Source organism: Flavobacterium sp. N502540 (genome assembly GCF_025947365.1).
Lineage (GTDB): Bacteria > Bacteroidota > Bacteroidia > Flavobacteriales > Flavobacteriaceae > Flavobacterium.
Window position 1 is genome coordinate 1,046,137 of sequence record NZ_CP110012.1, and the last position, 23,390, is coordinate 1,069,526.

Annotated in this window: 25 protein-coding genes; 13 read left to right on the forward strand and 12 right to left on the reverse strand. The window is 35.8% G+C overall.

Annotated elements, in window-relative coordinates:
- Positions 1–61: 61 nt before the first annotated feature.
- The 11 genes from OLM58_RS04750 to OLM58_RS04795 form a co-directional block, all read right to left on the reverse strand.
- Positions 62–1,906 carry a hypothetical protein gene (locus OLM58_RS04750; protein ID WP_264531396.1) on the reverse strand — a complete coding sequence of 615 codons (1,845 nt, stop codon included), beginning with the start codon at positions 1,904–1,906 and terminating at the stop codon, positions 62–64.
- Between the two features lie 259 nt (positions 1,907–2,165).
- The gene (locus OLM58_RS04755) at positions 2,166–3,362 is read right to left on the reverse strand and encodes a hypothetical protein (RefSeq protein ID WP_264531397.1); all 1,197 of its coding nucleotides are present in this window, start codon (positions 3,360–3,362) and stop codon (positions 2,166–2,168) included.
- 12 nt (positions 3,363–3,374) lie between these two features.
- Positions 3,375–4,112 carry a glycosyltransferase family 2 protein gene (locus tag OLM58_RS04760; RefSeq protein ID WP_264531398.1) on the reverse strand — a complete coding sequence of 246 codons (738 nt, stop codon included), beginning with the start codon at positions 4,110–4,112 and terminating at the stop codon, positions 3,375–3,377.
- On the reverse strand, positions 4,019–4,288 hold the full coding sequence (locus tag OLM58_RS22115) for a glycosyltransferase family A protein (RefSeq protein WP_413614493.1): 270 nt from the start codon (positions 4,286–4,288) through the stop codon (positions 4,019–4,021). Before OLM58_RS22115 ends, OLM58_RS04760 begins: the two co-directional genes overlap by 94 nt.
- Positions 4,289–4,295: 7 nt before the next feature.
- Positions 4,296–5,522 (reverse strand): hypothetical protein, encoded by a 1,227-nt coding sequence (locus OLM58_RS04765; protein ID WP_264531399.1) that lies wholly within the window; start codon positions 5,520–5,522, stop codon positions 4,296–4,298.
- Between the two features lie 49 nt (positions 5,523–5,571).
- Positions 5,572–6,384 carry a hypothetical protein gene (locus tag OLM58_RS04770; protein WP_264531400.1) on the reverse strand — a complete coding sequence of 271 codons (813 nt, stop codon included), beginning with the start codon at positions 6,382–6,384 and terminating at the stop codon, positions 5,572–5,574.
- Between the two features lie 58 nt (positions 6,385–6,442).
- A complete protein-coding gene (locus OLM58_RS04775) occupies positions 6,443–7,021 on the reverse strand; it encodes a hypothetical protein (protein WP_264531401.1) in 579 nt (192 codons plus the stop codon).
- A 1-nt stretch (position 7,022) separates the two neighbouring features.
- The gene (locus OLM58_RS04780) at positions 7,023–8,456 is read right to left on the reverse strand and encodes a radical SAM/SPASM domain-containing protein (RefSeq protein ID WP_264531402.1); all 1,434 of its coding nucleotides are present in this window, start codon (positions 8,454–8,456) and stop codon (positions 7,023–7,025) included.
- Positions 8,457–8,636: 180 nt separating this feature from the next.
- Entirely contained in the window at positions 8,637–8,810 is a 174-nt protein-coding gene (locus OLM58_RS04785) for a DUF1843 domain-containing protein (protein ID WP_017495080.1), read from the reverse strand.
- A 73-nt stretch (positions 8,811–8,883) separates the two neighbouring features.
- Complete coding sequence (locus OLM58_RS04790) at positions 8,884–9,060, reverse strand: DUF1843 domain-containing protein (RefSeq protein ID WP_017495081.1); 177 nt, start codon at positions 9,058–9,060, stop codon at positions 8,884–8,886.
- Between the two features lie 89 nt (positions 9,061–9,149).
- Positions 9,150–9,809: a hypothetical protein gene (locus tag OLM58_RS04795; protein ID WP_264531403.1), complete on the reverse strand. Its 660-nt coding sequence runs from the start codon at positions 9,807–9,809 to the stop codon at positions 9,150–9,152.
- A 331-nt stretch (positions 9,810–10,140) separates the two neighbouring features.
- Here OLM58_RS04795 and OLM58_RS04800 point away from each other — a divergent pair, with 331 nt between their 5' ends.
- From OLM58_RS04800 to OLM58_RS04830, 7 genes are all read left to right on the forward strand, one after another.
- Complete coding sequence (locus tag OLM58_RS04800; RefSeq protein WP_264531404.1) at positions 10,141–10,644, forward strand: GbsR/MarR family transcriptional regulator; 504 nt, start codon at positions 10,141–10,143, stop codon at positions 10,642–10,644.
- 55 nt (positions 10,645–10,699) lie between these two features.
- On the forward strand, positions 10,700–11,038 hold the full coding sequence (locus OLM58_RS04805; RefSeq protein WP_264531405.1) for a hypothetical protein: 339 nt from the start codon (positions 10,700–10,702) through the stop codon (positions 11,036–11,038).
- Positions 11,035–11,772, forward strand: a complete 738-nt coding sequence (locus tag OLM58_RS04810; protein ID WP_264531406.1) for a YqjF family protein — start codon at positions 11,035–11,037, stop codon at positions 11,770–11,772. Before OLM58_RS04805 ends, OLM58_RS04810 begins: the two co-directional genes overlap by 4 nt.
- A 28-nt stretch (positions 11,773–11,800) precedes the next feature.
- Positions 11,801–12,619 (forward strand): hypothetical protein, encoded by an 819-nt coding sequence (locus tag OLM58_RS04815; RefSeq protein ID WP_264531407.1) that lies wholly within the window; start codon positions 11,801–11,803, stop codon positions 12,617–12,619.
- A gap of 66 nt (positions 12,620–12,685) precedes the next feature.
- Complete coding sequence (locus OLM58_RS04820) at positions 12,686–13,594, forward strand: TIGR01777 family oxidoreductase (RefSeq protein ID WP_264531408.1); 909 nt, start codon at positions 12,686–12,688, stop codon at positions 13,592–13,594.
- A 282-nt stretch (positions 13,595–13,876) separates the two neighbouring features.
- The gene (locus OLM58_RS04825; protein ID WP_264531409.1) at positions 13,877–14,332 is read left to right on the forward strand and encodes an SRPBCC family protein; all 456 of its coding nucleotides are present in this window, start codon (positions 13,877–13,879) and stop codon (positions 14,330–14,332) included.
- A 64-nt stretch (positions 14,333–14,396) separates the two neighbouring features.
- Positions 14,397–14,795, forward strand: a complete 399-nt coding sequence (locus OLM58_RS04830) for a DUF1090 domain-containing protein (RefSeq protein ID WP_264531410.1) — start codon at positions 14,397–14,399, stop codon at positions 14,793–14,795.
- A 65-nt stretch (positions 14,796–14,860) separates the two neighbouring features.
- Here the strand turns inward: OLM58_RS04830 and OLM58_RS04835 are convergent, their stop codons facing one another.
- Positions 14,861–15,673, reverse strand: a complete 813-nt coding sequence (locus tag OLM58_RS04835) for a hypothetical protein (RefSeq protein WP_264531411.1) — start codon at positions 15,671–15,673, stop codon at positions 14,861–14,863.
- A 135-nt stretch (positions 15,674–15,808) separates the two neighbouring features.
- Here OLM58_RS04835 and gcvP point away from each other — a divergent pair, with 135 nt between their 5' ends.
- The 6 genes from gcvP to OLM58_RS04865 all read left to right on the forward strand — a co-directional run bounded on the left by gcvP (position 15,809) and on the right by OLM58_RS04865 (position 23,369).
- Positions 15,809–18,658: an aminomethyl-transferring glycine dehydrogenase gene (gene gcvP, locus OLM58_RS04840; protein WP_264531412.1), complete on the forward strand. Its 2,850-nt coding sequence runs from the start codon at positions 15,809–15,811 to the stop codon at positions 18,656–18,658.
- Between the two features lie 398 nt (positions 18,659–19,056).
- The gene (locus OLM58_RS04845; RefSeq protein WP_264532424.1) at positions 19,057–20,115 is read left to right on the forward strand and encodes a 3-oxoacyl-ACP synthase III family protein; all 1,059 of its coding nucleotides are present in this window, start codon (positions 19,057–19,059) and stop codon (positions 20,113–20,115) included.
- 198 nt (positions 20,116–20,313) lie between these two features.
- Positions 20,314–20,841 carry a methyltransferase gene (locus OLM58_RS04850; RefSeq protein WP_017495092.1) on the forward strand — a complete coding sequence of 176 codons (528 nt, stop codon included), beginning with the start codon at positions 20,314–20,316 and terminating at the stop codon, positions 20,839–20,841.
- Between the two features lie 91 nt (positions 20,842–20,932).
- Positions 20,933–21,781: a glycosyltransferase gene (locus OLM58_RS04855; RefSeq protein ID WP_264531413.1), complete on the forward strand. Its 849-nt coding sequence runs from the start codon at positions 20,933–20,935 to the stop codon at positions 21,779–21,781.
- A gap of 80 nt (positions 21,782–21,861) precedes the next feature.
- Positions 21,862–22,611 (forward strand): MlaE family ABC transporter permease, encoded by a 750-nt coding sequence (locus OLM58_RS04860; RefSeq protein ID WP_202703398.1) that lies wholly within the window; start codon positions 21,862–21,864, stop codon positions 22,609–22,611.
- The gene (locus tag OLM58_RS04865; RefSeq protein WP_017495095.1) at positions 22,608–23,369 is read left to right on the forward strand and encodes an ABC transporter ATP-binding protein; all 762 of its coding nucleotides are present in this window, start codon (positions 22,608–22,610) and stop codon (positions 23,367–23,369) included. The genes OLM58_RS04860 and OLM58_RS04865 overlap by 4 nt, the downstream gene beginning before the upstream one ends.
- Positions 23,370–23,390 lie beyond the last annotated feature (21 nt).

Genomic DNA, 23,390 nt, shown 5'->3' on the forward strand with positions numbered 1-23,390 from the left:
TACCGCCTCGTTTTTTATAGTGGGTTCTGCTCCACTTTTTATCATTGGATCAAGTTTCTCGTTATTCAGATACCGGTTCGTTTTCCAGAGTAGGTTCTGTCCCACTTTTTATTACGGGTTCAAGTTTTTCCTTTTTTGGAGAACTAACACTTATCTGCACGTTTACCTGTCCTATATTATCTGTCAGACCTGCTCCGTAAATGCCTTTCAAATCGTCATTGATGCATAATTCTAATTTCCCAACTAATCCCGGTGGCGTGTTTGCTCCCAGTCCGATTAAGAAAACAGTATCTCCAATTTTACCTACCAATGCTCCCTCGTTTGCACCTGGAAGCGCATAACCGGGTTTAGCACTAATAAAAGTTGGGTTTCCGGCAGAATTGTACAAATGACCGTTATTGATATTTGGATTCGCCGTCCATAGCCCATCTTTATATTTTATGGTAGCAACTCTACTAGGATTCAATCGAACACCTGTATCGAGCCATGGATAAGAAGGATTAGGATTATCAGGAGTACTTGGATCCGGTTTTGCCTGAACGGTAAAATCAACTGGCGGAACCGCGAAATTGCAAGCCGGAATTGGCGTTGTAAATTCTTCATAATCAAAGTAATCTGCCAAAGCAAGACTCGTCCCTAAACCTACACCTGACTGCGACTGCATAAAGGTTATTGGTCGGCTGCTGCTTCCTGTTCGATTCAAAGGGCTGTACCAGGTCCATAAATAAGTAGAATCGGGATAATTATTTCCTGATGGTGGAAAATGCACACCAACAACAGTGGCTGTATTACCCGGACAAAGCGCAGGATTTCTCACAATAGTAGCGTGAATTTTTCCTTGTACCGCCGGAATCTGAACCCAGTTTGGCGGTTGTTGCGGGAATGGAAAATTTCCAAAACCAATCGCATTTGTTATTCTGTCTCCTAAATAGTTAATTAAAAATCCTGCACCACTATTAGGTGGAGGAGTCATTCCGGTAGGAGTTGGTCCGGTAAGAAGCGCTTGTTGCGCAGTAAATGGATTTGTAGGATTGTAGGTATATTTCATCAGTGTACTCTGACTCCTGTCTGATGAAACGCGGTATTGCGAATTGTCTCTCCAATTGTATAAAACCCTTGTAGGAAGAGGATTGAATGCTTCATTGACCGGTGTCATGAAAACAGTCATCCCAAAATTAGTATTCCATGTAAATAGTTCATAGTTATCACGGTTTCCAAATGAAAAACCTTCTACAACCGGAGATACCAAAGGTGTGTTTAAAGGATTGCTTGATAATCTCTCAAAAGTGGAGAAATAAGAAAACGAGAACATTTGAAATAAGGCCAGCTGATTAACATCTCCTAAACCCGGGCGTGCAACAGGTCCCTGTCCAAACATAAGACGCACCGGAAAATTGGTTTTATGATCAAACCACATCCAGGTAGCAGGTGCGGGACTGCTGTTACCTACAGGAATTTTCCACCAATCTACTTTTTGTGCTTTCATCCAGTTCAGGTAACTGGTTCCTGAACATTTTGCTCTACTGCTTTCATTTCCAAACCAGTTTGTAGTTGGAATTCTCCAACCTACATTGATCGGTGTATAGCGGATTCCGTCGGTCGATACTTCTGTTTGAGTTGGCGTTACTTTGTACCACCATCTTCTGCCGGAAGCACCTACCAGCAAAGCGTTTAATCCAAGTCCTTCGGCATAATAAACCGTAGCGGTACAAATTTCAAAAAATGGGCTCTCTTTGTCGGCAGTAGTACTATTACTCTGCAAGGGGCTAAAAGGGTGAAGTACACAAGTACATTTCCAAAATTGCGGAAGTCTGGGCTGAGGTCCTGTAAAAGGCTCCAAAACCGGATATCTTGAATCTGGTATCGGATCCACGCATGTTTTCGAAGAAGAGGTTAAGTCTTTCATGGTAGTTTGCTTTTGGGGTTACTAATTCGGATTGTTTGGTATTATTTTGATTTTCAACGGATAACCTTATCGTTCTGATTTCCTTTAGAATAACTTTACGAAACCAGCATTTTTAATTTTCCCGATTAAAATTACAATGCATACGAAACCCGATATAAAAAAATGTCATGAGACTGGTTTTTTTATCCATAAAGCAAATAATCAATGGAATAGAATTCTTTTAAAGAGGGAATAAAAATTACAAACTTGCACAAAAGCATTATCTCCGATCCAGTAGCACGGGTGTTTTAGTCGTATTGGGATCTATGTACAGATCAGCCGCCGTAACCAGCAAAACCTCAACCTCCATAAAACCATCTTCGTAGTTCAATAGTTTTTTTAATGCTATACCTTTTTCCTCAACGAAAGCCTCTCTTTTATCTTCAGAAACATTTTGTACGATTAACATCTTTACAACATCCTTAAAATTTTTATTTGTTGACAATTGAATCTGAAAAGCGGTTGCCTCATTTGTAAGCGACAGAAATTTGTCTAAGTCGTAGTGCTGTTCACTAACTATAAAAGATTTTGCCTCTCTGGATTTTAATTCCAAAAAAGATTTTCCATCCAGTTCCACCCATCGGCCTATATCTCCGATGGCATATCGAAAAACCGGAAATCTTTTACGGAATGTATTAGTAACCGCTATTGTGCCGTATCCTTCCTCATCGGGATTTATAATTTCAACGATAATACCTTTAATAACGGAAAACAAGGATGGCGTTTTAGTACAATGTGACCAGGCCCAAATTCCGGTTTCGGCAGAGCCATACATGGAATACACTTCCTGAAAACCCAATACCTGCTGTAAAAAATTTTGTGTATTAGGTCGTAAAAACTCTCCCGCATAAAACAACTTCCCGATTTCTATTTGTCTGTTGTTCTTTTGTAAAAACTGAGCAAAGCAGATTAGTTTTGAAGGGGTTCCAAATATAAAATCAGGTTTGAAATGACGGGCTGCCTGTTCCATATCGGCATAACTGGCATGGGCACTTAATGCCAAAGTTGTTGCCTGACATTTTTCAAGAATATCATCCATAATAGCTGCCGTGCGATACATATCGGAATAGCCAAAAATGTTCAGGGCAATTGTTTTAGAAGTAAAAAAATTATTTCGGGTGAGTTCGCCTGCCAATGCAAGACGCTGATTATGATTCTCCTGAATATCAACCGGAAAAACCAATGGCTTTTGTGTGCTCCCGCCTGAGCGTACGAGGTAAACTCCTGTTTTTTCTTCCTCAAGTTTAAATTTTGCCTCTAAAATTGGCATTAACTCTTTTTTACTCAGTACAGGTGCTCCGGCAGCAAAATCATTTCCTTTGTAAAATTCAATATACAACGGATTTTGTTTGGCCAATTCAAAGTAATCTTGTAATTCAGAATGGTCTATTTTTGGAGGGATACAAACGGGGTACATAAGGAGTCGTTTTTAGGAGTTTCTTCTTTTTAAATAATAACTGTTCTTGACCAATAATGTGAAATGATTGAAAATAAACAGACCTTTTTGCTGCCAGGACGGCAATCGCTCCATGGCGTGTTCCAGCCATCTCTGGGTATACATTCCCATTAACTGCTGATCGTATCGATTGGAGCTTTTTCTATACCGCTTTATGATGATCGGGATTTCAATTGCTTTCCAATCTGTGGGGCTGATTCTGGACAAACTTCCTTCTACTTCCCGTACTTCGATGCAGGCTTTATTCAGTAATCCAACTCTGGAAGGTTGAGGTAATCTTTTTAGTACCCGATACCATAAGTCAATACCTTCGCTTATTGAAACATCAGTCTCATAAAAAATATCTTCAAGATGTTTTTTTCGGATCACAACATTACTGCCAAAACCCATAATAAAATCGGGAGAACTAATAGTGTACAAGGGATCCGGAATTAAAAATAGTTCCTCTGAAAAGGGAATCATTTCTTTTTCAAATGATTTAATTTTCGGTAAGTAATGATTTGATGGGATGAGCATAATGCCAAGTATCAGCACATCCAGATTCTCCTCCTCCATCACAGAACTACTATCCTGTAAACAAGTTGGTAAATAACAATCGTCTGCATCCAGAAAACTGATCAAATCTCCGGTTGCCAACTCAATTCCAATATTTCTGGCATTACTCGGACCTTTATTCTCTTCCAGCTCGATGATCTGAACATCCGTCTGCAAAAATTGAGGGGAAAAAAAGAGAGCGCGTCTTTTAGATATACCAAACTCAGGTCTGAGCTACAATCATCGACAATAATAAGCTCTGACACTTTTTTATCCTGAAAAGCCAGAGAACGAATGGTATCATAGATGTAAGCTTCCTTATTATAAAGAGGTATCACAACGGTATGTTTCATATTTTGACTACTGTGCTATTGGATAAATCAAAGCTCTTCCCTGATGCACATTCACAACAGATTCATCTGATCCCCGAAACATACCGGATCCATAACTTTTATCATCTTTGCACAGCAGCATTCCCACTAAATAAATCTGACGATTGTTTTCAGCATCATCAAACTCCTTTTGATCTACAAAATGCTGAATGAGATAGCTGTTCCAGTTTTCTCTCACTATAGTATTCCAGTTTTCATCAGTGCAATCACTTTTCACATAGGCTCCAATTCCCCTTCCACCGCTGTTTAGTTTTAAAATCAGATTTTGTTCTGTATTTGTAAATTCATCACATTCAACAGGATCGGTAATAACAAAGCTTGGAATAAGGTACTCTTTCAAAAAATTGTACTCTTCCTTACTCAGGTAGTCCTGCATAATCCCGGCATCATACATGACAGCCAAAACTCTTTTATCATGAATAAGGATTAAAGTTCGGATGTCATTGAAATAACAATTCTCTTCAATTAACTTGTCCAATACATCAGGGCTAATTTTTTTTAATTCTTCCCGATCCATTTCGAGTATAAATTGTGAAACCGGTACTCCGTTGGCCACTATTGAATCCTTTACAATTGCGAGCTCCTGAGGTTTTGCAGAAATTAATTCAATATTTAATTTTGCCAATTCCCTTTGTGCATTAAAAATATCGCTGCCTTTTTCATCATCATGAATAAGAGCTACTTTTTTATGAGGTGCAAACTGATGAGACAAATCGTCGATAAGATTTTTTAAATCTGTGCCTTCTGCAGCTATTTGATCTTTATACTCATTGGTCTGATTGTTGATCAGGTATAAATAATAACTGATCATCCATCCATTTAACGGATAACGTGCTCCTATTTCACAAATTTTTGCCTGGTCATTAGTATCATATAAAAAATCAGGGCGATAAAAACCCTGATTATAGCTTTGGCTATTACACTTTTTCAATAAAGCTTCAAGGTCATTCTCCAGTTGATAATAGTTCCGGATTCTGCTGTCTTCAAAATAATTCAAAACAATTGCTGTACAAGCTTTGTTTAAAACAGCGCACAGGCGATCCATCGGTTTGTTATACTCCGGAGACAGGACGACAGACGAATTAGCAAAAGCATCTCTGCCTAATATGTTGATATTCTGAAAGTACTCAAAAAACAACTGATTCCATTTTTCCTGTTGATCCACTTGGTTTTGCTGTAGTTTAATTTTTGACATATAAGGTTAAAGTTTATTTTTTTTGTAATAGATTATTAGATACGTAGATTTAAAAACTTAATTCTTCCACTTCCAAAAGATCTACCATTACAGCCGATTTTTTTGCTAAATAGTCGTTGACAATTGCTTCCAGATCATACGATTCAAGATCGATATTCATTGCCTTGGCGTAGTGAAAAATTGAACTGACAGCAAAAAAGAAGTGATTTTTCTCTGTTGGTCCACAGTGAACACTGATCCATGCTAATGTTTTGTCGCACTCTTCTTCTGTGTAACCGTAATCATTAATCAGCCAGGACTGGAATTTTGGCAAGATCAGTTCTACTTCTCCATGCGTATAAATTTCATGTATCAAAGTCGTCAGTAAAGCGATCATGATATCTTTATTTCGTAATGAGTTTTGATCTTTCCATGCTTTAAAATCACAGGCACTTTGATTCAGGTAACGTCGGGAAAGCCAGTCATCATCTGTACAGATTGTAGTGGCCATCGTATAAAACAGCTGCGAATGCAAAATTCTGCCTACCACCGCCAGATCTTCATCGACGATACGGTTTAAACTGGTGATCGATTGCAATAGTGCTTTTTCATCTGCAATAGGTTGATTTTTATGAACCAGCATCGTCATACGGTTGCTGATTCCGGATACTGTCATTGCACTGTTATTGGTTTGACTCCAGCTGTGAAAGAAACGCTGTAAACGTTCTTTGTCCTGAACTTTAGAGGTCAGCTGATTGAAACTTTTCTCAATTTTTGAAAATGCTTCCTCCTGATTTGGAAGGAATTTTAATAATTGATCTTTTAAATGTGATTCTTCCATTCCTTCAAGAACTGGAAGAATAATTGAACTTAAACTTGCCATAACTGTTTTGATTTTAGGTTAATTAATGATTCTGATTTCTATTGTTTGTTGGTGGTTTTTAATGAACAGATTTAGAGCGGTAGTATTTAATTTTCCGAAGCACATCAATATCTTTAAAGTAATATTGCTCTAACCAATCGGCTTCATCGAAAAAGCTGCAGTTGGACTCGGCAATTACAATAATGTTTTTATGGAGAGAGATGTGATAGAGTTTATCTAATAATTCAGCATATTGAAAATCGTAAAGAGAATTGTACAGATAAAAAACATTTCCATCTGAGATATCTGCTTTTAAAATATCTCCCGAAATTGCCCTGGCATTCGCAAGTCCTTCTCTTTCGATTAAAGCAACACAAACTTTATTTCGCTCTTCAAGAATTTCGATTCCTTTAAACTGAACATCCGGATGTTTTACGGCGCCGTATAAAATGATATTTCCATAACCGGAACCCAAATCATAAAATACCGTTTGTGGTGTCATTGGAAGCGGGTCAAAAAGAGCCTCTAAGAAACTGGAAGATCCGTATCGGTAAGAGTTTAATCCGTACTTAATCGTAATTTCCGACAGACTTAAACCTTCTTCAATATGATGCAAATACTGATCAATTTCTGATTGAATACTTCTTAATTGCTCCATACTATTTCATCATTAAGAATTCTAGTTTTTCCAGTGAGCGTTTTGCTTTTTCCATTTTAGCGGCATATTCATCATTTACCTCTTTCACGTTGCTGTTACAAAAACTGCAAACCTCTTCTTCTTCATATACATAATTATCGCAGCCATTGCATAACTTTAAGGCTTTAGGTATTCTTGGAACTCTTGCTGTCACATCAACAACAGGAACAGGAGTTTCACTATGAGGTGATTGTATTTCTACAATTACGCCATTTTCATCTTCGACAATAATTTCAAAAAGTCCCATATCGAAAGAGTCGCCCGGTGCTTCTTGTATTTTTCTTACTCGTTCCTTAAGACCTTTCTTTTTTAATTCTAAAGCACGGTGATGGCAAAAAGGATTATTCCCTCGCTTACCAAACAATACATGACTTGTCCAGGTACAGCCCGCCAGACAAGAAGATTCATAATAACAGCCTTTACAACCGCCCCATAATTCTTCTTTATTTCTATATCTGGAAAAAACCATCTCTTCACTGTATTTCCAAATATCCTCCAGTGCCATATCTTTTACATTTCCTCCTGTATAGGCACTTGTTGGTAAGGAAGGGCAGCCTTTAATTTTACCATCTGCTTCAATCCCTATTCCAGTATGCCCTGCCGAACATCCGGTATAATATTTTTCATTGCCCTGTCTCCAAATGTGCTCATACGGTCCAAAATAACCAATGTTATTCCCTGCCTGTATTAGGATATTATGGGCTAAGGCTTTTCTGTAGATCACAATAAGCTCATCGTAAAAATCAATTAATTCATAAGGCTGAACGATCAGTTCATCCGCATTGTCTACGGCATTCCCCATAGCAACGGCAAGTTGTATCTGCCAGTTTTTTACATTATTTTCAATCAAAACATCCAAAAGCTCATTCATCTCATTTTTACTTCTTTTTGTAATTACTGTATTTACGCTAGAAGTTATATTGTGCTTTTTAAGTAATCCCAGACAATTAACGGCATGTTCAAAAGAATCTCTTCTTCCTCTTATTTTATTATGAGTATCCGGCATTCCATCGATAGAAACACCTATATTATTTATTCCTGCTTTTTTTGCAGCAATGATTCTTTCTTCGTTTAAATTATAGGCACCGGACTGCATAGAGCATTCGATCCCGCTTTGATGTATTCTTTCGATAATCTCAATCCAGTCTTTTCTTAAAAAAGCTTCCCCCCCAATAATCGAAATTTCTCTTGTACCAAGACGTTTAAGACTATCAATAACCCCAAAACATTGTTCTGTAGTTAATTCACCCGGTCTTACTTTTCCGGCTCTTGATCCGCAATGTGAGCATTTCAAATTGCAAGCCAGCGTAATTTCCCATACGACATGCACTGGAGTAGCCGTTGCATAATCATCCCTTACTCTGTATCTTGTTGAAGTCTTAATAGTATCCATCATATATCAATTTTACTTATATTTTAGTTCAATGCTTTCTGATATAATGCCAATGTAATATGAAAATAGTACAATGCAATTGGACTATATTGAATATACAATCGGTATTAGTTTCGTTTATGGTTTGACAATTATTTAAAAGACGGTTTAAAAAGTAAAACTTGATAAACCGTCTTTTTTAGATTACCTTTTCTTTTTCAAGGCATCAATTGCATCAAGCAATTCTACCAATGCTACATGCAAATCTTTTTGTTCTCTTATGGTTTTCTTAGCTTGTTCAGCTACCGCAACCATTTTTTCTAAATCATTCGAGGCAATCGCCTCTCTGATTCCCACTCCGTAAAGTACTGTTGCCATAATATTTTGTCTTTTGATTATTCCTACTCTTTAGGTTTTTCAGATACCCCCTTGTTTTTCTGTACAAGTCAGCTTATTTCTTATTCTTCAGAGAATCTATTGCGTCCAATAAGTCTAATAAAGCTACAGTCAGATCTCCATGATCTCTTATTGTTTGCTTTGCTTGCTTGGCAACAGCTTCCATCTTAGCCAGGTCATTAGAGGCAAGAGCTTCTCTAACTGCGACACCATAAGGCATGATTATTCCCATAGTTGTTGTTTTTTAGTTATTATTTGTTTTGTTTGAGGATTCATCCTTTTTTCAGGAAAAAATTTCTACCGAAGAAACTTTCTGATTCCTTAATTACTATAACCGAACTGATGCAGGAAGAGTGCCGGTTCGTTTGGACTCAAACAAGTCAAATTACCCAGAGTCACTGTTTGACCTTCTTTATTTTTTCCGGTAATAATGATATTCTTCGCTCCGGCAGTTAATTTACCCAGACGGTTTCCAGTATTTACTTCGCTTCCCATTTCATGAGGTGTTCCTGTTCTGGTAGCGATAACATTTCCGGATCCGTTTTCAATTAACACTCTCTGTCCTATTGCCGGTGCCGGGAATAACTGAGAAACTGTAATATCAGTAAGTGCTCCCAATGTGATATATGGAGGCAAAGTTTCTGCATTAATAGTTTCAGATTCTGGCTTACCAAGCGTAATAGTTCTTCCAAACTCAGGCTGAGTTCCCGCATTTGTACAATACATCCACGGAGTAGTAAAAGGAGTACCATCTTCATATTCTCCAGTTGCTATATATCTTTGGTGTACACCTAATTTTGGTTTTTCGGACAGTGTGTTCAAATCAAGGTTATAAAACACTGATTTAATAAGTGTTCCAACTGCAAAGGTACCGGTAGCTTTTTCAACAACAGGAAGAATAACTGGTCCAACTCCTCCTCCATGCCATTCTACATAAGGATACACATTTACATTTTTTACTTTTTGAGGTATTGCTTGCATAATAATAGTTTTTGTCCTACTCATGAGGCTTTTCAGATCCGCCTTCGCTTTTAACTGTGCGAAACAGTCCGTTTTTTCGAGTGGGTTCTGCTCCACTTTTTCAATCTCAACTAATTAATAATTAATCAGTTACTTAAATGATTTTCTTTCATTAAATTTCTATATCAAAGCTATTTTAGATATGAAGATCTAATCGAAAAAATGTTATAAAATGAGAATTATCTGTCATAAGAGACAAAAAACAAGACATAAGATAATTCTTAAAAAAACCTTACTAAACAAACTTTCATTTATTTTTGAAAGTTTAAAAACTTTTACTTACATTTGTTTCATGGAATTCAAAGAAGCAAAAAATAAGTTCGTACAAACCTGGGGAGCATTAGGTTCTCAGTGGGGTATTAATAAAACTATGGCACAGATTCATGCGCTGTTAATGGTTTCGAACGAAGCTGTTTCTATGGAAGATATCATGGACGAATTACAAATTTCACGCGGAAACGCCAGCATGAACCTGAGAGCTTTAATGGATTGGGGAATTGTGTACAAAGAGTTCAAAGCCGGAGAAAGAAGAGAGTTCTTTACTGCTGAAAAGGATTTGGACGAACTGGCCGTAAAAATTGCGAAAGAAAGAAGCAAAAGAGAAATTAAACCTGCTCTTAAAATATTAAAAGAAGTTTCTACCATTGGAGCAAATGATACTGCTGAAGAAAAGCACTTTGTAGATCAGACTTCTAAATTGTATGATTTTGTTTTAAAGGCAGATAATATGATGGATAAAATGACTGAATTTAATGAAAACTGGCTGGGGCGTCTTGTCCTTAAAATCATGAAATAAAAAAATTTAATAAAAACTTTCATTTTTTTCTGAAAGTTTAAAACAAACAATAACTATGAAAACTATAAAACAACTCAACACTTTTGCGATAGGACTTCCATTTTTAATTTTAATCACTTATCCTATTGCTAAAGAAAATGCTTTCTTTTTTTCTTTACTTTCCACTATACTTACTGGTTTTATTCAGGTTTTAATAGGAATAAAAATGATCCTTAAAGAACCACACAACCGATATTTTCAAATCTATATAATTGGAGTTCTTTTATATTCTGCCTCATACTTTATCGCTTCGTATTTCCGCATCTATCAAATATTGGAATTTTTTTTACTGACTGTTCCTCCCTTACTAGCTATTTATCTTTCAGTACTAATCTATAAAAAAGAAAATCTATGAATTTCTTAAAAGCAGAATGGAAAAACTTAGCCCTTTTTAATTACGAAATTGATGCTGAAATTTTAGAAAAATATACTCCCAGTGGAACTGAAATAGATATCTGGAACAACAAATGTTATGTGAGTTTAGTTGGTTTCATGTTTAAAAACACAAAAGTTTTAGGAGTAAAAGTTCCGTTTCATATCAATTTTGAAGAAGTTAATCTAAGGTTCTATGTAAAACGTTTTGAAAAGGGAGAATGGAAACGCGGCGTTGTTTTCATAAAAGAAATTGTTCCTAAAAAAGTCATCACTTATATGGCCAATACTTTGTATCAGGAACATTATGAAACTCAAAAAATGAATCACAGCATTATGGATAACGAGAACACTACTGTTTTCATCTATCAATGGAAAAAGGAAGAAAAATGGAATACGATTCAACTGGAAACTGAAAAGAATTTGATCGAGATTGCTGTTGATTCTGAAGCAGAATTCATTACAGAACATTATTTCGGATATACCAAAATTGATGAAGAAACGACTTTTGAGTATGAAGTCCAGCATCCGAGATGGAAACAATTTGAAGTTTTAAATCACAATATTGATATCGATTTTCAAAAAACATACGGAAAGGATTTTCAGTTTCTTCAACATGCAAAGCCAACATCCGTTTTCTTAGCTAAAGGTTCAGAAATTACTGTTCAAAATAAAAGAAAATTGACCATCATTCCCGTTTTAGAAGAAATCGATTAACCAATTCTAAACTTTAAAATCAAAAATCATGAAAACGTTAGAAAACCAAACCCTACTTTACGATGAAGATTGTCCGCTATGCAGTTTATACACAACAGGCTTTGTAAAAAGCGGCATGTTAGATCAAAACGGAAGAAAATCATACTGTCAGCTATCTGAAGAAGAACAAAATTTTGTTGATTTAAAACGCGCTCCAAACGAAATCGCGTTGATTGATAACAAAACAAAAACCGTAACTTATGGAATTGACAGTTTAATTAAAGTTGTCGGTTTTTCTTTTCCGCTTATTGAAAAAATTTCAACTCTAAAACCGATTCACTTTATCCTCAAAAAAATGTATTCTTTTGTTTCCTACAATCGAAAAGTAATTATCCCTGGAAATGCAGTCGAAGAAAACAAATTACAATGTACTCCCGATTTTAATTATAAATATCGATTTCTGTTCATCGGATTTGCATTAACGGTAACAAGCTCTATCCTTTTTGGTTATGCCAATCTGATTCCGGGTTTACCGAAAACCAGTATTTCAAGAGAAATCATTATTGCATTGGGTCAAATTGTTTTCCAAAGTTTGTTTTTATTCCAATTTGACAAACAAACCATTATGAATTATGCCGGAAATCTAATGACCGTTTCTTTAATGGGTTCCTTAATTTTAAGTCCTGTCTTGCTTCTGAGTAAATTTATACCGCTTACTGAAAGTATCGTTTTAGGATGGTTCGGAGTCACCGTTTTGATCCTATTTCTGGAACATTTCAGAAGAATCAAAATTTTGAAACTTCCAATTTACTTATCTTACACCTGGATTCTCTATCGAATTATTGCTTTATTCTTCATTCTAAACTGATTTAAAAAAATCGTCACAGATTGCACGGATTACCATTCGGGCAATTCGTGCCAAAAAAACACAATAATGAGCAAACTCATCATCGCAGCCGGAACAGGATTTCTGGGACAGGTTTTAATACATCATTTCAAAAACAAATTTGAAGAAATTGTTATTCTGACTCGAAGGAAGTCACAAATCATTGATGGGATAAAATATGTAAACTGGAATGCCAAAACTTTTTCAGGCTGGGAAAGCGAACTGGAAAATGCCACGGTATTAATTAATCTGGCAGGTAAATCTGTTGATTGCCGTTATACTTCAAAAAATAAAAAAGCACTTTTATTGTCTCGTCTTGAAAGCACAAAAATTTTAAACAAAGCCGTTTTGAATTGTAAAAACCCACCAAAACATTGGCTCAATTCGTCAACTTCCACCATTTACCGTTTTTCTTTAGACAAACAAATGGACGAAGTCGAGGGCGAGATCGGAAATGACTTCTCTATAAATGTGGCTCTCTCGTGGGAAAAAGCTTTTTTTAAAACAGAAACTCCAAATACTCTGAAAACGGCATTACGAACATCAATCGTTCTGGGGAAAAACGGTGGTGCTCTTCTTCCGTTGAAGACTCTGGCTAAAATAGGTTTTGGAGGAAAACAAGGAAAAGGAAATCAATGGATCAGCTGGATTCACGAAGATGATTTTGTACGTGCAATCGAGTTTATAATTAAAAAAGAAATGACCGGAAAAGTAAATATCGTTTCGCCAAACCCAATTTCAAATACTGACTTTATGCAAAAACTTCGAAAAGCAGTTGGTGTACCTTTTGGAATCTCACTCAACAAATTCTTTTTAGAAATCGGGTCTTTTATCATTCGGACAGAAACAGAACTGGTTTTAAAAAGTCGAAATGTGATTCCGAAACGACTACAGGAAAATGGATTTGAATTTAAGTTTGAAAATATTGATCCAGCTTTTCAGAATCTCTTATCCTAAAAGAATCGAAGTACTGTACTGAAACCAAAAAAGCTACGAAAATCACTTTGTGCTAAGTCTCGTATAGTCCCTACGGGACAGTTATGCAGGGCGGCGAAGTAGTTTTTACCAATATGTAATCTCTCCGAGATAAGATATATTATCATTATATCGCTCCTAAAGGAGCAGTTTCACAAATTGAAGTGTGGTAATTAATTAAAATTAGATATATGGGGCAATTAATCTCGAGAGATTACATATCGGTAACACTCATATCCCCAACCTAAAAAAATGATACCGAAAATGACGGTCCTAAACCTTACAACCCGAATAAAAGCCTCTCAAAAATCGGTTTTTGATGCTTCAAGAAATATTGATATTCATCAGCAATCTGCAAGTCCATCAAAAGAAAAAGCAATTGCCGGTGTAACATCCGGCTTAATCCATTTAAATGAAACAGTGACCTGGCGTGGCAAACATTTCGGTTTTTATCTCACTCATAAAAGCCGAATTACAGCAATGAAACCTTATACTTACTTTGTCGACGAAATGGAACAGGGCAAATTCAAATCTTTCAAACACGAACATTTTTTTGAAGAAAAAGACGGATTTACTATTATGAAAGATAAACTGCAATATGAAACTCCATATGGGATTTTAGGTGAACTTTTTGATATTTTATTTTTAGAAAAACATCTTACGAACTTCCTTTTGGAACGAAATAAAACACTCAAAATAGTTTCGGAAAAAGAACTTTAAATTTCTTACTTTTATAGTCAGACACGATTTTCGAGAATCCGTAAACAAACTAAAACTAAACTTTATGACATTAAAGGCGAAAATACTATCGGTTGTTTTTTTTACTGTTTCTTTCATTGGATTTGCACAAACCAATTGCAAAACACTAAAAGGCTGTGAAAGAAAACTCTGTGAATTAAACATAAAATTGATTGCTGCCAAAAAGGCCGGCAATCAAAATCAAATAAAAGGAGTCGAAGAAGCTATCTCGAAAACCAAAAAAAACTGTACGACAAAAACAGTAAACAAAGACCTTAACAAAAAAGTTCAGGAAAAACAGCAAAAAGTCAAGGAAAGAACCGATGATCTAAACAAAGCCATAAAAGATCAGGAAAGTAAAGAAAAAATTGACAAGAAAAGAAAGAAACTAGCCGAAGCTAAAGCCGACCTGAATAAAGCCCTCGCAGAACAAAAAACGAAGTAAGATTTTATTTCACTCCTAAGGAAACCGATGTATGCGCATCGGTTTTTTATTTTAGGAAAACTACTTTAAAGAAACAGTATCATCAGCCACCAAAATATCGGCACACTTTCCACCCAAAAAGAAGTATAATATTTGGAGCGGTTGGGGTTTGCAAATGCAATAAATAACATCAATACAAAAATCATAATCAGATTGATAAAAGCATCATGATAATTAAAAGTAGAAACAAAAACTTCTAAACTCCAAAAAGGAATCAGCAATAAGAGTCCTAAAATTTTGGTTCGTTTTACCCCTATTGTTTGAGGAACCGTTTGTAAATGCGGATCGTCATTGGCTAAATCGATAATTTCAAAAACCAAAACCAGAACAAAAACTAAAACGAAACGCTGAATGCATTTTATAAAAAAATCACTGGTAAAAGGAATTTCGGCATTTATCAAAGGTAAAACCAAGGTAGTACCCACCCAGCAAACTGCCACGATATAAATTTTTACACCTGCCCAATTTCGTGCATTTCTCCGATTCGGAAAAAACGGAAGGGTGTAAAGTGCCGTTATCAAAAAAATCACAATTGAAATAATTTGGGTAATCCGCTTCAACTGAAAAAAATAATAGCCCACCAAAAACAGTGACATAAAACTCAAAACAGCAATAATTTTCAACTGGTTTCCGATTTTTTTCTTTTGAACACGAACCAAAACATCGTATTTAACAAAATTATACCCCACAATTGTTCCGAAAAAACCAAACAATGCCATCGACTCATCGTACTGAATATGAAACACATGAAAGGTAATCCGAATGAGTGCGTAACATGACAAAGCCACATGAATACTGCCATTCAGGTAAAAATCTAATATGTACTTTAACACTTTCATTATTCAAATCTAATCAATTATTAAGAAACCATATCTTTAATTGAAAATTTCACAAAAAATGAAGTTAAAAATGTGCATTAAATTATTATTAATACTTAATTTTGCGCGACTAAAAAACAACACTTTTACTACTATATGAAAACAGATGCTTTTGCTTTAAGACACATTGGTCCAAGAGAAACAGATCTTCAACACATGTTACAGACTATCGGAGTTGAATCGATCGAACAACTTGTTTATGAAACCCTTCCGGATGATATTCGTTTAAAAGCACCATTAAACTTAGATCCGGCTATGACGGAATATGAGTTTGCAAACCATATTCAGGAATTAGGAAAGAAAAATAAAGTATTCAAATCATACATTGGTTTGGGTTACCATCCAACAATCGTTCCGGCTCCAATTCAAAGAAACATTTTTGAAAACCCGGGATGGTATACAGCTTATACTCCTTATCAGGCTGAAATTGCTCAAGGTCGTCTTGAAGCCATTTTAAATTTCCAGACTACGGTTATTGAATTAACCGGAATGGAAATCGCCAATGCCTCTTTATTAGATGAAGGAACTGCTGCCGCAGAAGCTATGGCGTTATTATTTGACGTTCGTACACGTGACCAAAAGAAAAACAATACAAACAAATTCTTCGTTTCTGAAGAAATTTTGCCACAAACTTTATCTATTCTTCAAACACGTTCGACTCCTGTTGGAATTGAATTAGTAGTTGGAAACCATGAAACATTTGATTTTTCAAATGAATTTTTCGGAGCTATTTTACAGTACCCGGGAAAATATGGTCAGGTAAACGATTACAGCGCTTTTGTTGCTAAAGCAAAAGAAAATGAAATTAAAGTGGCCTTCGCTGCTGATATTTTATCATTAGCTACTTTAACTTCTCCTGGAGAAATGGGAGCTGCTGTAGTAGTTGGAACTTCACAGCGTTTTGGTGTACCAATGGGTTATGGCGGACCTCATGCTGCATTCTTTGCTACTAAAGAAGAATACAAACGATCTATGCCGGGCCGTATTATTGGTGTTTCGATCGATGTAAACGGAAACCGTGCGTTACGTATGGCGTTAGGAACTCGCGAGCAACACATTAAACGTGAAAAAGCGACTTCAAATATTTGTACTGCTCAGGTATTATTAGCGGTTATGGCCGGAATGTACGCGGTTTACCACGGACCAAAAGGGTTACAATACATTGCAAACAAAGTTCATGCATCGGCGGTTACTGCTGCTGAAGCTTTAAATAAATTAGGAGTTTACCAAATCAACACTGCTTACTTTGATACTATTTTAGTAAAAGCTGACGCTCAAAAAGTAAAAGCTGTTGCGGAGAAAAACGAAGTAAACTTCTTCTATCCTGATGCCGAATCTATTTCGATTTCATTCAACGAAACGACTTCAATTGCAGACATCAACCAAATTATTGCCATTTTTGCTGAAGCTTTAGGGAAAGAAACTTTTACCGTTTCTGAATTATCTGCAGCAAGTCAGTTACCGGCTTCATTAGAAAGAACTTCTCCTTTCTTAACACATGATGTATTCAACAATCATCATTCGGAAAGTCAGTTGATGCGTTACATCAAAAAATTAGAACGTAAAGATTTATCATTGAATCATTCGATGATTTCATTAGGTTCTTGTACAATGAAATTAAACGCAGCTTCAGAAATGCTTCCTTTATCAATGCCTAACTGGAACAGCATTCACCCTTTTGCACCAGTTGAACAGGCAGAAGGTTACATTACCATGCTTAAAAAATTAGAGCAGCAGTTAAATGTAATTACCGGATTTGCGGGAACAACATTACAACCTAACTCAGGAGCACAAGGAGAATATGCCGGTTTAATGGCTATTCGTGCTTACCACATGTCAAGAAACGATGGTCACCGTAATGTATGTTTGATTCCTTCATCAGCTCACGGAACCAATCCTGCTTCTGCAGCTATGGCCGGAATGAAAATCATTGTAACCAAAACTACTCCGGAAGGAAACATTGATGTAGAGGATTTAAGAGAAAAAGCGATCGAACATAAAGATGATTTATCTTGTTTAATGGTAACCTATCCTTCTACTCACGGAGTTTTCGAATCTTCAATCATTGAAATTACTAAATTAATCCACGACAATGGCGGATTAGTATATATGGATGGTGCGAATATGAATGCTCAGGTTGGTTTAACTAACCCGGCTACAATTGGTGCTGACGTTTGTCACTTAAACTTACACAAAACATTCGCTATTCCTCACGGTGGCGGTGGACCTGGAGTTGGACCAATCTGTGTGAATGAAAAACTGGTTCCTTTCTTACCAACAAACCCAATCCTTAAAGTAGGTGGTGAACAAGCAATTACAGCCATCTCCTCTGCACCTTACGGATCAGCTTTAGTATGTTTAATTTCTTACGGCTACATCACAATGATGGGTGGTGAAGGATTAAAAAGTGCTACTGAGCATGCTATTTTGAACGCTAACTACATGAAAACACGTTTCGAAGGCCACTACCCAATTCTTTATACAGGAGAATGCGGAAGAGCGGCTCACGAAATGATCTTAGATTGCCGTTCATTTAAAGAAAACGGAATTGAAGTAGGCGATATCGCTAAACGTTTAATGGATTATGGTTTCCATGCTCCTACCGTTTCTTTCCCAGTTGCCGGAACTTTAATGATTGAACCTACAGAATCTGAAGATTTAGCAGAGTTAGATCGTTTTTGTGATGCTCTTATCTCAATTAGAAAAGAAATTGAAGCTGCAACAGCTGATGATAAAAACAACGTATTAAAAAATGCACCTCATACATTAGCAATGTTAACTGCTGACACTTGGGATTTCCCATATTCGAGAGAAACTGCAGCTTACCCATTAGAATACATTGCCGACAATAAATTCTGGCCTTCAGTTCGTCGTGTAGATGATGCGTACGGAGACAGAAATTTAGTTTGCAGCTGTGCTCCTATTGAAGCTTATATGGAAAACTAAAAATTAAGTTTTTCTTTTAATATCCAAACCCGACAGTTTTTAAAAATCTGTCGGGTTTTATTTTGGTTTCAGATCTAAAGTTTTACCTCCCAGTACAAACTTAAAACCTCAAACTAAAAAACTTTCCCTCTCTTTTTATTTCAACACATTTTTACACTTATGTTTCATTTGTAACAAATCAAAAAACGCTTTTTACTCTAAGAGAAAAATCATACCCATAAACCACCGATCGCAAACGTTTGAAATCTCGCTAAAATCTGTAATTCATTATAAAATAACCAATATATCCCCCAAAAAATTATTATTCCTCAATTATATGCATGCATAGTATTTTTTATGATAGTTATCATGATTTTATTTATACTTTAGCCCTAAATTTACCGGACAATAAAGGAATAATGAAAATAAAAATAATAGGTATAGGAAGTTACATTCCTACTCAAGAAGTAAGCAATACTGACTTTGGCGATCATGTTTTTTTAAATGAAGACGGAACTCCTTTTGGTTACCCTAACGAAGTTGTAATAAAAAAATTCAAAGGCATTACCGGTATCGAAAATCGTCGTTATGCCGAAGATCAATATACCTCATCTGATTTGGCCTTTTTTGCTGCCGAAAAAGCTCTTGAAAATGCTAAAATAGATCGCGAAACTTTAGACTATATCATTTACGCACATAATTTTGGTGACGTAAAAGCGGGAACCCATCAAACTGATATTCTTCCAAGTTTAGCGACACGTGTAAAAAACAAACTAGGCATTAAGAATCCTAAATGTGTGGCTTATGATATTATTTTTGGCTGTCCGGGCTGGATTGAAGGTGTCCTGCAGGCCAATGCCTTTATAAAATCAGGCATGGCAAAAAGAGTGATGGTAATTGGTTCTGAAACACTGTCAAGAGTGGTTGACGATCACGATCGTGATTCTATGATTTACTCAGATGGTGCAGGTGTTTCTATCTTAGAAGCTTCTGATGATGAAGCAGGATTACTATCTTACGAAAGTGCTACTTTTGCAACTGATGAAGCCAACTACTTATTCTTTGGAAAATCATACAACCCTGATTTAGATCCGGACATTAAATACATCAAAATGTACGGGCGTAAAATTTACGAATTTGCTTTAAGTCAGGTGCCATGTGCCATGAAAAGCTGTCTTGATAAAAGTGGAATATCCATTGATGAAGTGAAAAAAATTCTGATTCATCAGGCCAATGAAAAAATGGATGAAGCCATTATTGCCCGTTTTTATAAACTATACGAAAAAACACCTCCTGAAAACATTATGCCAATGTGCATACATGATTTAGGAAATTCCAGTGTTGCTACGGTACCAACTCTTTACGATTTATTGATTCAGGGTAAACTGGAAAATCACGAAATAAATAAAGGTGATGTCGTTATTTTTGCCTCTGTTGGAGCAGGAATGAATGTCAATGCTTTTGTTTACAGATACTAGTTTTTAAGTCACAGTGTTCAGTATTCAGTCTCAGTATTCAGTAGACTGAATACTGAGACTGAATACTGAGACTAAATACTGCGACTGTAAACTCTAAACTAAAAAAGTCCGTAACTTATGGTGCGGACTTTTTTTAGTATATTTGCGACCTAATTATAAAATCAAGAACGAGAAATTGTTTCGTTCCTCGCAATGACTATGTACGAAAAAACGTTTCCCAATAAAAGATTCAAACTTACTTTAGAATTTTTACAAAAACACGTTAAAACATCAGAGACTATTTTTGATTTTGGTGTACCAAATCCATTCTCTAAGATAATGGAAGAAAATGGTTATACTGTAAAAAATACAAAAGGCGAAGATCTGGACAACGATCAAACGGCTTTACAAACGGAAGAATATAGTGTTTTTACCGCTTTTGAAATTTTCGAACATTTGCTAAATCCCTATACCATTCTGCAAAATGTAAAATGTGATAAATTGTTAATATCAATTCCATTGCGTTTATGGTTTTCATCTGCATATCGTTCTAAAACTGATATGTGGGACAGACATTATCATGAATTTGAAGACTGGCAATTGGACTGGCTTTTAGAAAAAACAGGCTGGAAAATTACCGATCGTCAAAAATTTACACATCCGGTAAAAAAGTTTGGTTTCAGACCTTTATTGAGATATTTTACTCCACGATATTATATTGTTGTGGCGGAAAAAATAAAAGCCTAAAGTCAAATTCCAATAAAAAAATCCAAATTCCAATTAAGCCCGTTTTGATTGGAATTTGGAATTTAAAGAATTGGGATTTAAATTGAAAATTATGAAGTATTACATTGTTATTCCCGCACACAACGAGCAGGACCTTATTGGTCTAACCCTGCAATCTTTGGTTTCACAAACTGTTTTACCATCAAAAGTTGTTGTGGTAAATGACAATTCAACAGATCGAACAGAAGAAATCGTACTGGGTTTTGCAAAAGAAAATCCTTTTATTTCTGTTGTAAACAAAACATCGGATGCCATTCATATGCCGGGAAGTAAAGTGATTCAGGCGTTTCAGAAAGGCTTAGAAACTTTGGATTCCGACTATGATATTATGGTAAAAATAGACGGTGATCTTATTTTTCCTTCCAATTATTTCGAAACTATTATTGCACATTTTCAGTCTGACTCAAAAGTCGGAATGGCAGGAGGTTTTTGTTATATTGAAAAAAATGGAGATTGGGTTTTAGAAAACCTTACCGATAAAGATCATATTCGCGGAGCACTCAAAGCTTATCGCAAGGAAACATTTCAGCAAATTGGCGGTTTAAAACCTGCTATGGGCTGGGATACGGTAGACGAACTTCTTTGTAAATATTACGGATGGAAAATTGTTACTGACGCTTCTTTACACGTAAAACATCTGAAACCAACTGGTGCTAACTACAACAAAACTGCCCGATACAAACAAGGTGAAGCTTTTTTTACTTTAGGATATGGTTTCTGGATTACCGCAATTGCATCGGCCAAACTGGCCATGATGAAGAAAAAACCATTTCTATTTTTGGATTATATCCGTGGATTCTGGAAAGCAAAAAAAGCAAAAACGCCATTACTCGTTACTCCCGAACAAGCTAAATTTATTAGAAGTTATCGTTTGCAGAAAATGAAACAGAAGTTTTTATAATCTTAAAAAAAATTAAAAAACTGTAAACTGAAACTATAAACTGTAAACTAATCCTTAATTTAGCCAATATTTGTAAAACTATGATGCTAATTCGTTACTTATCCCAGGTTGGGAAATATTTTTTAATGCTGAAAGAGATTTTCAATAAACAGACCAAATGGCCTGTTATGCGACAATTAATTTTTAAAGAAATTGATGATTTAATTATTGACTCTCTGGGTATCGTTTGCTTTATCTCTTTCTTTGTTGGAGGTGTTGTTGCGATTCAAACAGCTTTAAACTTAACTAATCCTTTAATCCCAAAATATTTAATTGGTTTTGCTACACGTCAATCTGTGATTTTGGAGTTTGCTCCTACTTTTATTTCGGTAATTATGGCCGGAAAAATGGGATCCTTTATTACTTCAAGTATCGGAACTATGCGTGTTACAGAGCAAATCGATGCCTTGGAAGTGATGGGTGTAAACTCTCTGAACTATCTTGTTTTCCCTAAAATTATCGCTTTATTATTGTATCCTTTTGTGATTGGAATCAGTATGTTCCTAGGAATTTTTGGTGGATGGTTGGCAGGTGTTTACGGAGGTTTTACTAGCAGCAATGACTTTATTATTGGAGCCCAAATAGAATTCATTCCTTTTCACATTGTTTATGCTTTTATTAAAACTTTAATATTTGCTATGCTGTTGGCTACCATTCCATCTTTTCACGGTTATTATATGAAAGGTGGCGCACTTGAGGTAGGTAAGGCCAGTACAGTATCGTTTGTTTGGACTTCGGTTTCAATCATTCTTTTTAATTATATATTAACACAATTGTTACTAGGATCATGATAGAAGTAAAAAATTTAGAAAAATCATTTGGCGACAGCAAGGTTCTAAAAGGTGTTTCGACCGTTTTTGAAACTGGAAAAACGAACTTAATTATTGGGCAAAGTGGATCCGGAAAGACTGTTTTATTAAAAAGTCTGTTAGGAATTCATACTCCTGATAATGGAACTATTGAGTTTGATGGCCGCGTTTATTCAGAACTGGATCCGGATGAAAAAAGAGAATTAAGAACTGAGATCGGAATGGTTTTTCAGGGAAGTGCTTTATTTGATTCGATGACTGTTGAAGAAAATGTCGCATTCCCGTTAAAAATGTTTACAAACGATAACAAGGCTAAAGTCAAAGAACGTGTTGATTTTGTTCTGGAAAGAGTAAACTTAATTGATGCCCATAAAAAATTGCCTTCAGAAATTTCGGGAGGAATGCAAAAGCGTGTTGCGATTGCACGTGCTATTGTAAATAATCCGAAGTACTTATTTTGCGATGAACCTAACTCCGGTCTGGACCCAAATACTTCTACTCTGATTGATAATCTGATCAAGGAAATTACAGAAGAGTACAACATTACTACGGTTATTAATACTCACGATATGAACTCGGTGATGGAAATTGGTGAGAATATTGTATTCCTGAAAAAAGGAGTTAAAGCGTGGCAGGGGACTAAAGAAGAAATCTTTAGAACGGATAACGAAGCCATTGTAAAATTCGTTTATTCTTCTAATCTGTTTAAAAAAGTACGAGAGGCTTATTTGAAAGGATAGCGTTTTTAAATTCCAAATTCC